The 14,037-nt window shown below is 36.1% G+C and carries 10 protein-coding genes and 1 pseudogene; 5 read left to right on the top strand and 6 right to left on the bottom strand.

What is annotated here, in order from left to right; translation table 11 throughout:
* Window positions 1–229: 229 nt before the first annotated feature.
* The 3 genes from IGQ45_14720 to IGQ45_14710 form a co-directional block, all read right to left on the bottom strand.
* The gene (locus IGQ45_14720) at window positions 230–1,060 is read right to left on the bottom strand and encodes an HAD family phosphatase (protein ID MBF2058423.1); all 831 of its coding nucleotides are present in this window, start codon (window positions 1,058–1,060) and stop codon (window positions 230–232) included.
* Window positions 1,061–1,122: 62 nt separating this feature from the next.
* The gene (locus IGQ45_14715; GenBank protein ID MBF2058422.1) at window positions 1,123–1,377 is read right to left on the bottom strand and encodes a DUF3146 family protein; all 255 of its coding nucleotides are present in this window, start codon (window positions 1,375–1,377) and stop codon (window positions 1,123–1,125) included.
* Between the two features lie 167 nt (window positions 1,378–1,544).
* Entirely contained in the window at window positions 1,545–2,705 is a 1,161-nt protein-coding gene (locus tag IGQ45_14710) for a response regulator (protein MBF2058421.1), read from the bottom strand.
* A gap of 282 nt (window positions 2,706–2,987) precedes the next feature.
* Here IGQ45_14710 and IGQ45_14705 point away from each other — a divergent pair, with 282 nt between their 5' ends.
* From IGQ45_14705 to IGQ45_14690, 4 genes are all read left to right on the top strand, one after another.
* Window positions 2,988–3,926, top strand: coding sequence for a LysR family transcriptional regulator (locus IGQ45_14705; GenBank protein ID MBF2058420.1), 939 nt, complete (start codon window positions 2,988–2,990; stop codon window positions 3,924–3,926).
* 128 nt (window positions 3,927–4,054) lie between these two features.
* Window positions 4,055–5,863, top strand: coding sequence for an NAD(P)H-quinone oxidoreductase subunit F (locus tag IGQ45_14700; protein ID MBF2058419.1), 1,809 nt, complete (start codon window positions 4,055–4,057; stop codon window positions 5,861–5,863).
* Window positions 5,864–6,173: 310 nt separating this feature from the next.
* Window positions 6,174–7,613 (top strand): NADH-quinone oxidoreductase subunit M, encoded by a 1,440-nt coding sequence (locus IGQ45_14695; protein MBF2058418.1) that lies wholly within the window; start codon window positions 6,174–6,176, stop codon window positions 7,611–7,613.
* A gap of 161 nt (window positions 7,614–7,774) precedes the next feature.
* Entirely contained in the window at window positions 7,775–9,067 is a 1,293-nt protein-coding gene (locus IGQ45_14690; GenBank protein MBF2058417.1) for a CO2 hydration protein, read from the top strand.
* A gap of 165 nt (window positions 9,068–9,232) precedes the next feature.
* On the opposite strand, the gene IGQ45_14685 is transcribed toward IGQ45_14690, so the two are convergent.
* The 3 genes from IGQ45_14685 to IGQ45_14675 all read right to left on the bottom strand — a co-directional run bounded on the left by IGQ45_14685 (window position 9,233) and on the right by IGQ45_14675 (window position 12,875).
* The gene (locus IGQ45_14685; protein MBF2058416.1) at window positions 9,233–10,084 is read right to left on the bottom strand and encodes a VPLPA-CTERM sorting domain-containing protein; all 852 of its coding nucleotides are present in this window, start codon (window positions 10,082–10,084) and stop codon (window positions 9,233–9,235) included.
* 114 nt (window positions 10,085–10,198) lie between these two features.
* Entirely contained in the window at window positions 10,199–11,707 is a 1,509-nt protein-coding gene (locus tag IGQ45_14680; GenBank protein ID MBF2058415.1) for a DNA phosphorothioation system restriction enzyme, read from the bottom strand.
* A gap of 415 nt (window positions 11,708–12,122) precedes the next feature.
* Window positions 12,123–12,875 (bottom strand): amino acid ABC transporter ATP-binding protein, encoded by a 753-nt coding sequence (locus IGQ45_14675; protein ID MBF2058414.1) that lies wholly within the window; start codon window positions 12,873–12,875, stop codon window positions 12,123–12,125.
* Window positions 12,876–13,169: 294 nt separating this feature from the next.
* On the opposite strand from IGQ45_14675, the pseudogene IGQ45_14670 reads away from it, so the two are divergent.
* Window positions 13,170–13,898: pseudogene (locus IGQ45_14670) on the top strand (basic amino acid ABC transporter substrate-binding protein).
* The last annotated feature ends 139 nt before the right edge of the window (window positions 13,899–14,037 follow it).

The raw sequence follows: 14,037 nt of genomic DNA, 5'->3' as shown, positions 1-14,037 counted from the left end.
ACCGTAGGGCATACGGGAACATACGCTTGGGGAGATTTGCCCTCTTGGGCGATTGCCTATGGGCTGTCGTCTAACGGCGAGTCGGTGAACCGAGAATCCCCCACTATAACCCGTAGGGTTTAGTGGTGGGAGTGTCAATAGGTTACAGGTTGCAGGTTTCAAGTTTCAGGTCTAATTTTCAGACGATTCTTTCACCTAATACCTGACACCCGATACCTGACACCTTTACTTAACAAGAGTTTTGACTTAATAACATTTCGATAATATAGGCAACTCCGTTATCATCTACTGAAGTAGTGGTGTAGTCAGCAATGTTTTTAATGTCATCTGGCGCATTGCCCATGGCTACGCTTAATCCCGCATACTGTAACATGGTAGCATCATTAAAATTATCGCCAATAGCCATAACGTTAGCAGAGGATAAGTCCAAAATTTCCTCCGTTAAAAATTTTATAGCATTTCCTTTATGCACATTGGAGGCGGTTGCTTCTAAATAAATAGGGTTTGATTGAGTTAAATATAAATCTTGCTCACGGTGGAGGGCGCTTAAATCTTCTAAAAGTTCTTTAATCATCATAGCATCAGGACTTAATGCCAATAGTTTAGTGGGTGATTGAGAGAGTAGGGGCGCTAAATCTTCCACCACATTAACAGTAATTCCAGACCTTTCGATGTAAGAATCGGTTTTTGGGGTTACTTTATCGACATATAGTTCATCATTAAAATAAATATGAATTTCCAAAGGTGAATCTGTTGATCTACTTTTTAGATAGTTAAAAAGTTTTAAAGCGATGCTATTATTTAAAGGGCGATGGGCAATTATTTGCTCATCCTCTGGATGTTGAATCCAGGCGCCATTATAGGCAATAATGGGCAAATCTGCACCAATGTCACGGTGAAATCTCACAGCAGAGCAGTACATTCGTCCTGTGGCTAAACCAACTTTGATACCCCTACTCTGTAACTTTCCCACCGCTTGTTTTACCGCCGAGGTGACTTGATTACTGTCGGGCGCTATAGTACCATCAATATCCAAAAATAATAATTTAATTTGTTCCATAGCAAACTAATTCCCCTCGTTTTTTATGCCCCTAATTTAACTTATTTTCGGTTAAATTTAGACTAAAATTTTGCCCTAACTAAAAATTGATAATTTCCCCCCACTTCTAACTGATAGTCGGAATTTTCCAAAAAACGTGCCAGAGGTTCTTGAATTAAACTACGTCCTAAAGTAGGCTTAACAGATAGTTTTCCTCGCAAAAAGTGCCACTCAAAATCCCATTGATAACCACCAGCTTCGATTTCTCCTCTGATTTTACCAGTTTGCCACGATTGGGCAGTAATTTTTACTTGGGCGATGGTTGTTGGCGTTGTCATCGGGCGCTGTTTCTTTAATTTTTGTCTCTTTTCCTAATTTATCTCAAAACCATAATCGATAAGCTAAGACGCATTTAAGTCGTTAAGTGAAGGTAGGCAAAAGGCAACAGGGGAGATAATAATTCATAATTCATAATTCATAATCCATAATTCATAATTCATTACCCTCACGACTCCAATTTTTTCTCAAACCTTAAATAATGCTCTATTTTTTCTAAGACTTTCTCCTCATCCACTGGTTTAGTGAGAAATCCAGCAGCGCCCACCATCTTACTACGCACTCTGTCGATTACCCCATCATTACCTGTTAAGATAATTACAGGAGTATCTTTTAGTTGCGAAACCCGTCTGATTTGCGAACAAATTTCATAACCGTTAATAACAGGCATAATTAAATCTAAAAAAATCAAATCAGGTTTATTTTTCAGAATTTCAGGTAATGCCTTGAGAGGATTCTGCACCGAAATAAATTGATAACCAGCCTTAGTAATTATATGTTCCATAATTTGACAGATTTGTAAACTATCATCAACACATAAAATTAGTTTTTGTTGAGTAGTTTTAGTTATTTTATAATTACTATTAGTGACACCAATAAGATTAACTTTTAAAGATTGATCTCTCACTTCTACCAACTCAATTAAACCCATTTGAAAATAAGGCTTTAACCAAACAGTAACCTTAATTAAATCTAATCCAAGTTTATCAGCAATTTCTCGCAAAGGATATTTACCGTTAAATAAAGAAACAATTTTTTGATAAGTTTTATCGTTAAATTGTTGCCTGAGAATAGCTGGATTCTTGATGATAGGGGCATTAGAAGGAGACCAAATAGCGACTTTCTCCTGTTGCCATTTTTGCCAATTTAACTCCACAGGCTCAAAAATGGTCTCGATTTTAAACAAATTAATAGAATTTCTCAGCCCTGACTCTTCAGAAAAGTTATCTTCAATTTTGACAAAATCATACAATAAATTTTCAATAAATTCTGCTTGGATTATATCAAAAATAACCTCTTTTATTTTTTCATTGACTATAAATATTGCCTGTTGTTTAGTAATTAAAAAACGTTGTAAAAGACTAACAATTAAATAATAATTCCAACATTCATATTGTTTAGCTTTATGGAAATCTAATAATTTATAATCTAAATCAGGACAGTATAATTTGATCAGCCTTTGCCATGCGCGATAAGGATGTAAACCGCCATCTGCCCAAATAAAACGCCCCAAAAAGAGATATAAACGCCAACTTTGACCATCAGATTTGATTATATCAATTCTACCTGTAAATTTTTTTAATGATTCTACTCTTTGTCTTAATCTCATTGCGGGGCATTGATTTTTACCTTCTAATATTATCTATCATTATCTTGTTTCTTGGTCTATATATTTATTATTGAGACATAAACTTTCGTTTATATTCAAGAAATATTAAAACCGTCGTAGAGACATAAAATTTTACGTTTTACCAGAATTAATCTCATGTTTGGCAATGACGTTAAAAAAACTAATCATACATAAAAGTCTATCTAATCAATAAAAGTATTGACAACAATCTATTAATGCTATTATCATAAATAGGTGTAAGTCAAATGAAGGAGAAAAAATTTGATTCATGGGACTTTGCATCAGTTAAAGCTATTTGAAACCACAGCGCGCCTCCAGAGTTTTACCAAGGCGGCCGAGGAGTTATCAATAAAGCAACCGACAGTTTCCAGTCAAATTAAACAATTAACTCAGGCGGTAGGTTTACCCTTATTTGAGCAAATTGGCAAACAATTATATCTTACCGAAGCTGGGGAAGAATTACTAGCAACCTGTAATGATATTTTTGCCAGATTGGATAACTTTGAGATGAAAGTCGCTGATTTGAAGGGGGTAAAAGAGGGCAGATTAAGAGTAACAGTTGTGACTACTGCTAAATATTTTTTACCTCGTCTATTAGGTTCTTTTTGTCAGATTTATCCCAATATTGACATCTCTTTACAAGTTACGAATCATGATCAAATTCATGAAAGAATGGTAGCCAATAAAGATGATTTATATGTCTTGAGTAAACCCCCTGAAGAATTAGATTTAGAAAGCTATGCTTTCTTGGATAATCCTTTAGTGGTAATTGCTAAAAAAAATCATATTTTAAGTGACAAAAAAAATATTCCTTTAAAAGAATTACAAAGTTTTCCTTTTATTTTAAGGGAGGTTGGTTCAAATACTCGCAAGGAGGTGCAAAGTTTATTTGAAAAAGAAAAATTAAAGGTCAGAGTCCGTTTAGAATTAGGCAGTAATGAGGCAATTAAACAGGCTTTAATCGGTGATTTAGGTATTTCTATTTTGTCTCGACATACTCTTACTTCTAATTGTTATCAAGATTTAACTGTTTTAGATGTGCTGGGTTTTCCTATTCAAAAGCATTGGTATGTAACTCATTTAAAGGGGAAGCAATTATCGGTAATTGCTCAAACTTTTTTGCTTTATCTTCTTGATGAAGGGAAAAAATTGGCTAGTTTAAATTTAGTGAACAATTATCAAAATAATGATGATGTTTAAGAATCTTTGGTTAATACGGAAAAAAGGAGAACCTGAGAATAGTAAATGTCTCTAATAATGGTGAAAATAAGGACTAAAGTCTAGACTACAAACTTAGATAACGGCATGATTAAAAACTAAAAAATATGATGAGTTTTTTTACAGAAACTATTTGGTTTATACCTTGTTATACCTTGATAGGTGGGTTATTTGCGCTTCTTTGGGCGCCCGGCATCCTACGCAATACAGGATCACGCCCAGCAGGGTATATTAATATTGTGATGACTTTTTCGGCGTTTATTCACAGTGTCATCGCCCTTTCTCAAGTGTGGAATCTTCCCCCCCAAGATATTCGGGTGACTTGGCTGGAAGCGCCCGGCTTAACTATTTCTTTCGATATATTAGTGTCGGGAGTGACGGTGGGCGCTTTGGCTTTAATTACTGGTTTAAATGTACTATCTCAGTTATATGCCGTAGGCTATTTAGAAATAGATTGGGGATGGGCGCGCTTCTTTGCTTTGATGGGTTTCTTTGAGGCGGGAATGTGCGGTTTGGCGCTTTGTAATTCCCTATTTTTTAGTTATGTTTACCTCGAAATTCTCACTTTAGGTACATATTTATTAGTGGGTTTTTGGTATGCACAACCGTTGGGAGTATCCGGCGCCCGAGACGCATTTTGGACAAAACGGGTGGGGGATATTCTCTTATTGATGAGTGTCATTGCCCTTTATCCTCTCTCAGGCACTTGGAATTATACGGATTTGGGCATTTGGGCGCAAACGGCAGAGGTTAATCCAACTTTATTTACCATAATTTGTTTAGGTTTGATTGCTGGACCTTTGGCAAAATGTGCGCAAATTCCTTTACAGTTATGGTTGGATGAAGCCATGGAAGGACCTTTACCTGCTTCTCTTTTGCGTAATTCTATTGTAGTGGCGACGGGCGCTTATGTTTTGATTAAGTTACAGCCTGTGTTGGAATTATCCCCCATTGCTTCTAATGTGGTGTTTGGCGTTGGTGCTTTAACTGCTGTTTTGGCTGGTTTAATTGCTATGGCACAGGTAGATTTAAAGCGCGGTTTATCCTATATTGTCAGCACTTACATGGGTTTGGTTTTCATTGCGGTGGGTACTAACCATGCCACTACGGCGCTATTATTAATCGTGGTATATTCGGTGGCAATGGCGTTGTTATATACGGGCATGGGCGCTATTATCCTTTCCAATATTACCCAAGATATGACTCAGTTGGGGGGATTGTGGGGAAGGCGCCCTTTTTGTGGGCTTTCTCTCCTCGTTGGTATGGCTGGGTTAACGGCTTTTCCTCCTTTCGGTGGCTTTTGGATGTTAACTCGTTTGGCTAGTGAGGTTAATCCTTGGTTACGGGGAGTGGTTATTGTTGTTACTGGTTTAATAGCTTTCAGTCTGACTCGGATTTTCTGTTTGGTGTTTACTGGCAAGTCAAAACATATGGCTACTCGCTCTCCAGAAGGGTTGTGGGCGCTGGTAATTCCGATGATGATTCTGATGGGTTATACCTTACATTTACCTTTGATTTTTGCTCAGTTTAATCTACTTAATTTAGAGGTAAATTATGCCATCTTTCTAACTGTTTCTACTTTTTTGGGTATCATTTCTTCTGCTTTTATTTATGGTAATGATTCTCGTGTGGAAATGGTTAAGTTAGTGCCTGATTCCATGCAAAAATTATTTGCTAATGATCTCTATATTCAGGACATTTATAAAGTAACGGTGGTGGGCGCTGTTAATCTTACTGCTAAAATCGCTAATTGGTTTGATAAATATATTGTGGATGGCGCTGTTAATTTGGTTGGTTTTACCACTCTTTTTGGTGGTCAAACTCTAAAATACAGCACTTCTGGACAATCACAATTATATCTTTTATCTATCCTTTTAGGTTTGGTTTTTGTGGTGTTAATTTTTAGTTTAGCTGGTTAATTACCCTCACCCCAGCCCCTCTCCCACAGCAGGGTGTTTTCAAAGTCAGGATCAAAATTGATTTGTTTTTGACAAGAAGACAATATAAGGATGATCCCCCCCAACCCCCCTTAAAAAGGGGGGAGATTCAGGGAGACAGGAGGATTTTTTACTATTAATTGATTTATTAGTAGTTAAAAACCTCTGAATTTCAGATTATTGGCTAGTTTGAGAAACTAACATTTTTGAGAATGAAAACGCCCTGCTCCCACAGGAGAGGGGAGTAATAAGGGTGAAGCGTTTAGTACAAATCATAATTTAGTCAAAATTTATGTTAAATTTAACTTTAATTATTCCTTTAATTGGAACAATTATTATCGGTGTTTTTTCAAGTGTTTTAAAAGGTCAGCAGACTAAATATATTGCTTTTTTTACAGCTATTATTACCCTTGCTGTTAGTGTTTATTTGGCGATTAATTTTGACTATAGTAGTCCAGATTTACAATACCAAACTTTTATCGAATGGCTACCATTTTTAGGGTTGAATTATTCGGGCGCTGTGGATGGTTTATCTTTACCATTAATTATCCTTAATTGTTTATTAGTTAGTTTAGCTATTTATAGAAGTGAGTCTTCTGGTAAAAGTATTAATAAACCAACTCTTTTTTATATCCTGATTCTAATTTTAGCTATTTGTGTAAATGGCGCTTTGATGGCGCAAAATTTACTGTTATTTTTCATCTTTTACGAAATTCAATTAGTGCCTCTTTATCTTTTAATTTCGATTTGGGGTGGTGAAAAACGTAATTATGCTGGAACAAAATATTTACTTTATACCGCTTTTTCTGGTATTTTTGTCTTGACTGCTTTTCTCGGTTTAGCCTTCCTTACTGGTGATAACAATTTCGATTATGTCACCATCAATGCCAGTGTTTTACCTGTAGCGAAACAAACCATTTTATTAATCACTTTGATAATTGGTTTTGCCATCAAAATTCCTCTTATTCCCCTTCATACATGGCTACCTGATGCCTATGCGGAATCTTCTACCCCAGTATCGATGTTATTGGGAGGTATTGTCTCAAAACTCGGCACTTATGGCTTAATCCGCTTTTGTTTGGGTTTATTTCCTGATGTGTGGGGAAATGTAGCGCCCTCCCTCGCTTTGATAGCGGTAATCAGCGCCCTCTACTCCTCCCTTGTGGCTATCAATCAAACCGACATGAAACGGATGATTGCTTACGCTTCGGTGGCACATATTGGCTTTGTGGTACTGGCGACGGGCGCTGGTAATGCGTTGAGCACAAGTGGGGCAATTTGTCAAATGTTTGCTCATGGTTTAATTATGGCTTTACTATTCCATCTCGCTGGAATTTTGGAGGATAAAACGAAAACCAGAGACATTAATCAACTTCGGGGTTTGATGAATCCTTATCGGGGTTTACCTTTTGTGGGGGGAATGATGATTACGGCGGTGATGGCTAGTGCTGGAATACCGGGTATGGTAGGATTTATTGGTGAATTTCTCTCTTTTCAGGGAAGTTTTAGCGTTTTTCCTGTTTATACTCTCCTTTGCTTAATTGCTACTGGTTTAACGGCTGTTTACTTTGTTATTCTCCTCAATAAGGTATTTTTAGGGCGCATGGATAATTATAAGGGTTATCTGGAGAAGGTTAATTTTCAGGAAAGGATACCAGCGCTGGTGTTAACGGTGTTAATCGTTTTCTTTGGTGTTAATCCTTCTTGGTTGACGATGTTTAATTTGGGTTAGTTTTTGCAATATACCTTCACCTAAATCTATCTTCAAATCTTTCTTCCTCCCCTTACTAAGGGGAGGTTAGGAGGGGTTAAACCCTCACCCCCAACCCCTCTCCCGCAGGAGAGGGGAGTAAGAGTTAACAATTTATTATCAATATCAATTTATCATCAATTATGGCTACTATTAATCAAAATAAAATTGCACCATCTCAACATGAGTTTGCTAACATTATTCACCGTTTAGAAGCAGGTGGTTCAATGTTACCTGATACCCCTGAAAATTTGATGCAAATTATCGGTATTTACAAGGCTTATGCTATCCCAATGGATTTCTATTGGCGTGATTTATTATATATCGCTGAGAGAGTTTTTCTTAATCCTTTACCATTTTTTAAATATTTTATTTCTCAGGAATATTTAGATTTACCGAATCATTATTCTGGTGAAAATGCCGATCTAAAAGTATGGCGAGGCACTGAAAAAGCGCACCCCGAACTAATCCAATTTATGAAGGAAGGCACAACGGGTAAAATTCCTAAATTATTTCATCATTTATTGCATGACCGTATCAATATGGAGTTTGCGGAAGCCTGTATGGAAGCCATGTTATGGCATGGGCGGGATATGGGTTATGGTAAATTTGATGGCTATTTAGACAGTGAAGAATATAAAAATAATGCTGATATTGCTATTAAGGCTTATTTTAAATCTAACCCTGTTATGTTAGGTTTATATAAGTTATTTCCCGATATGTTTTTAGAACAAGTAAGACAGCTTTCTTATTATTCTAATTTAGGGCTTTTTTGGGAGGTAATGTGTCCTGTATTTTTAGAAATGTCTGACCTTTATGACGAAGGGAAAATGACTACAGTTAAAGAAGCAATGGATTTTCTGGTTAATGGTATTTTTGCGGTGGCAGGGCGCCCGATTTATCATCATGTTTATATCGGTGATAAATGTTACGAAATTATCCCCAAATCAAAGGGTTTTACTTGGCTTTATGAGGCGGCGCTTCCCTATGTTGAATCAATATTTTATCGCACAGCGCCCTTCCGTGGTACAAAATCCTATAATGCCCAAGCGCAACAAGTACCCCAAGACCAAAAAGATTTCCATTATGGTATCTTATATGCGGATGTGTTTCCAGTGGGGGGCGCTGGGATTCCACCCACTTTGTTAATGGATGATATGTGGCACTTTTTACCACCTTATCTCATCGACTACTATGGTCAACATTGCCGTGGGGAAGATGATATGTTGATTCAATTGGGTGTCACATTTCAGCGTTCGATGTATAATGTAACTTCAGCCGTAATACAGGCATTGCGAGGGGCGCTGTTATATCCTCTCGATGATGAAAACCCAAAACATTTAGAGAAGAATCGGGCATTTTTCGAGGCACAAATGGATAGGTTTACGCGCGCTGAGGCAAGATTAAGAGATATTCAAAACCCTGATTATCGTTAACCTCAAACGTGGATAACCTCAAACTGTAGGTTGGGTTAGCGATAGCGTAACCCAACAAAATTAACTAAGTAATTCAGAAATGTGATTGATAAGAGTTAATATCAAGTCTATGTAATCTGCTACAAAAAGATTGTATCTTCGTATTTGCTAATACTAATAATTAGTTTAATTGTTTTTGCTTTGCTTACTTGTACTACAAGCAGTAATTACACCAACTGTCAGTAAACCCAACAAGAAAAACGGCTCAGGAGTAGAAACTGGGTCGGGTGTATCAATAGCGCCATTACGTGCTGAAAAAATATATCTTCCGTCAACGTCGCTATCTAAACTATTACTGATTAGAGCATTAGAACCACCATTAAGAAAAGCTCCATTGATAGCTGAACCTTGCAATTCAAAGAAGGTACCTGAATCACCAGTTCCATTAGAAAAACCAGCACGAGCAGAAAAACCTCCTAAACCATCAGTACCTTCACTAGCTTCTCCAGTTTCCCACAAAATTTGATCGTAATTAAATTCAATATCAAAATCACCAACTGCTATGTCAGAACGATCAATCAAAACCAATTGAAAACTGTTAAGTGGATCATTTCGTTGATAGAAATAACCAACATCGATCCAATTAACTCCAAAGGCATTGCGACCATCTACTGTACCATTACTATATGTTACAGGGTCTGAATTTCTGGTATCTACATCTGCAAAGAAAGGGGCAATAATTTGTTGCGCCGTACTGGTGAGGTCAAAAGGTGTAAATAATGATAAGGGACTGTCAAAAGTAACGTTTCCGTTATTGTTGACATAGAGTTCGTCAAAAGTAAGACCAAAAAAATTAACATCAAAACCTAGAGAGACTAAACCAGTGGAGTCATCATCGTTAGCGGCTAGAGTGTTGCCATCAAATCCAGAACGAATAGCTGCGGCTTGAGCTGACAAAGAACTAAAGGTTATCACACTGAGTGCAATAGATATTGACCCAAGAGAGGCACGGACTTTTTTTAGATTTAAGTGATTCATATTTATCATTTTTGTTTGGTAAAAAACAAGAGACTATATTGTTTGTGCAAAAAATATAAAAGGGTTGCACATACAATTTAATCCTATACTTAGATTTTATAATTGTCAATTATTTTAGTCTAACTGAAAATAATTTTGTAATTCTAACAGTTTTTCCAGCGCCCCTCGCCGATTATTAGCTAAATTAGCAAATTCAATAAAGCGCTTTAACTCTTTTTTCAATAAATTACGCTCCACAACCCACACTTCTCGATCCAACTCAGGAGGTATCACAATCATATCAAATAAAGTAGCCATTTTTTTGCCCTCATGGGGGCGCAAAATTCTTCCCCGCCGTTGGATAAATTGGCGAGGATTACCACTACTAGCTAAAATAACCGCATTTTCAATCATGGGAATATCGATACCCTCATCAAGGCAACGAATCGCCACAATACCTTGTAAATCTCCCCGTTGTAATTGTTGGGTAATTAATTCCCTCTCTCCCAAAGGAGTCTCCGCCGTATAAATATTAACTCGATAATTCAATTCCCTACCCAAAATACGAGTAACCAAAGTTACCTGTTTTTCCTTCTTCCCCTCATAATAACTATAACCATCGCCACAATAAAATAAAGTGGCATAAGTATCCAATCTATCCTTCATTAAATCCTTTAGCGCCCCTAACTTATTACTAGCATTACCCACCAACCGAGAGCGCGCAAATAATAAACGATTTAGTTGAGGATTATTCCCACCACTATCCTTTGCCAATTCCCAACAAATTTTAGTGGTCAGTTTAGCATAAATTTGTGCTTCTGACGCAGTTAATTCTACTAAAATAGGATAATAATTATAACTTACCAATGCTTTAGCTTGAATAGCATTTGCCAAAGTAAATTCAGGTTTTAATACCGTGCCAAAATAATTAATTAATGCTTCCGTGCCATCTTCATCATAATGGCGCTCTGGAGTAGCAGATAAAGCTAACCTTAAACCAATGGTATTCGGTAAACAAGCCTGTAATTTTGGGCTACCTAAATTATGTGCTTCATCACCGATAAGTAAAGTTTTTTCCGTAAAAAAAGGTAACTGTGATTGGAAACCATCACTAATAAAAGTAGCATTAGTGGTAATTATCGTTAAAAATTTCTGCTTTTTAATTTGAACTTGATATAATTGATGTGATAAATCACTCTGCCAAGTATGGATATTTTCAAAAGCTAAAATTGGTTTTAAATTAAATTTTTCTGACTCTTTTGCCCATTGAATAACTAAATGACGAAAAGGACAAATTACTAAAAGTATTTCTAAGTTAATTTTATTGTATAATTCATTGACAATAGCAAGAGCCGTAATAGTTTTACCACTTCCCGTTGCCATCTTTAATGTGCCACGTCCTTTATTTTTAAACCAATTAATAATCGCTTCTTTTTGATAATCTCTTAATATTAAATCATCAGGAATAATTGGAAATCCAGTAAGTTTTGATGTAACTTTATAAACTGTTTGTTTTTCTGCTAAATAACTACTTTTTTCTTGATAGTCAATAGTTATTTTTAACCAATCAATAGATTCTAACCAGTTATTGTTATCTTGATGATTGTCATTTTTTAGATAATAATTAAACTGATTATTTTTCATTATCAAAATGCTTAATTAATTGCTGAGATGAATTGTATCACATTTTATATCAAGCTCGGATAATTTGTTATGAATAAGGTTTGTTGAAAAAGTGGTGTCGTTCAGGTAGGGAAAAGGGAACAGGGGACATTGTTTAAGCGTTATTTTAAATAATTATAGCAGTCCTAAATCATTTGTAGTACATTTATAAATATCTACAAATATGACCATCGAGTTTTAACAAGGAGCTTAAGCCCCTTGTTCGCAATTTTATGATCTTAATTTTGCCATGAATCATTGAGAATTGCTATATATTATTTAATTTTTTTATCATTTTTTTATAGAATAATAAAAATTAAAGTTTCTTCTTTTAATGAGCAGATTAAATAATAATCTAAACTATTTTTAAATTTTCGTTTGCCATTTTCAGCAACTCTTAAATAAAAGCATTAGTACGTTTTAAAAAAGTTCTTAATCGATCACTATTAGGATTAGAAAAAACTTGTTCTGGTTTACCCATTTCTTCGATTATTCCCCCATTAAAAAATAAAACCAAATTAGAAACTTCTCTGGCAAACTGCATCTCATGGGTGACAACTACCATCGTCATACCCTCCTCCGCTAACTGTTTCATGGTAGCAAGCACTTCCCCCACCAATTCAGGATCAAGGGCGCTGGTAGGTTCATCAAATAATATTACTTCAGGTTTCATGCACAAACTGCGCGCAATAGCAACCCTTTGTTTTTGTCCTCCCGAAAGTTGCTCAGGATAAAAATTAGCCTTTTCAGATAAACCAACTTTTTCTAAATAATGTAAGGCTGTTTCTTTTGCCTCTGTTTTAGTTTTTTTGAGAACTTTTTCGGGCGCTAACATCAAATTTTGTACGACCGTAAGATGAGGAAATAAATTAAAATGTTGAAAAACCATACTGACTTTACTTCTTAACTGATGCAGAGATTTTTCGCCAATTTTAGTGGCTGAAATTTCTACTCCCATCACTTCCAATTTTCCTGATGTGATAGTTTCAAGACGATTTAAACAGCGAATAAAAGTAGTTTTTCCACAACCAGAAGGACCAATGATCGACACTACATCCTTTTTATGCAACTCTACATTTACGCCTTTTAATACTTCTAAATTACCAAAACTTTTATGTAAATTGTCACTGACAATAACTGGTTGAGACATATAGCAATCCTATCTGAATTGTGAGAATTATTTTATCGTAAAAAGCAAGAGGCAATAGTTAAATATTTAAGTCATGGCAAAAAGTTTAAACCTTCATAAGTAATTATCAATTATCCATTGTCAATTATCCATTACCCTCAAGACACCACTTTTTAAACAGCACCTTTTATATATTTTAAGTTACGCAATTTAATCTTGATAAAATGTATTGCAGACTACAAAAGTTCTCAATTTTGCCAGTCATATTTAAGGTTCAGTCAAATGAAATTTTATTTATAAATATATTAAAAAATAATGATCAAATACTTTCGTCATCGATTTAGCAAACCCATTATTTTGGGAATAATTGCTTTTATTACGATTATTTCTACAACTTTTAACCCTTTTGTGTCAGCACAAAGTCAGTCAATCCTTTTCAGGGTAGGCACTGAGCCAACTTTTCCACCGTTTGAAATGCCTTCAGAAGACGGTAGCGGATTGCAGGGATTTGATATTGACTTAATGAAAGCCATCGGTAACGAAGTGGGTTTAGAGATACAATTTGATTCTATGCCCTTTGATGGTATTATCCCTGCATTACAAGCAGGAAGTTTGGATGCCGCTATTAGTGGTATGACCATTACGGCGGAAAGAGGGCGCACGGTGGCTTTTTCTAGTCCTTATTTTAAAGCTGGATTAGCTATCGCAGTTCAAGAAAATAACGATACTATCAACAATTTTGAGGATTTAACTGGTCGTAAAATTGCGGTACAAATTGGTACGACGGGCGCTATGGAAGCGGATAAAATCCCTAATGCTGAAGTAATTTCCTTTGATTCTATTGTGTTGGCACTACAAGAATTAGTCAATGGCAAAGTTGACGCTGTAGTTAATGATGCGCCCGTCACCCTATACGCTGTTAAAGAAGCAGGATTACAAGGCGTTAAGGTAGTTGGAGAGTTAGTCACAGAGGAATTTTATGGCATTGCTTTACCCTTCAATTCCGACAAAGTAATGTTATTGAATTATGGTTTGTATGAACTACGCATTTCCGCTACGCTGAGAAATACGTTTCTGACACTTCTTCGCCCCAAGTTGCCTCATGCTTCCGCACTCAGTAGAGCTTGACGACTCTGCGTCTAAAGAGGCACGTTCCATACCCCTGATATAGTTTTCTATGACC

Origin of the sequence: Cyanobacterium sp. T60_A2020_053 (genome assembly GCA_015272165.1) — a bacterium.
Taxonomy (GTDB): Bacteria; Cyanobacteriota; Cyanobacteriia; order Cyanobacteriales; family Cyanobacteriaceae; genus Cyanobacterium.
This window is presented reverse-complemented; position numbering and strand designations above follow the sequence as displayed.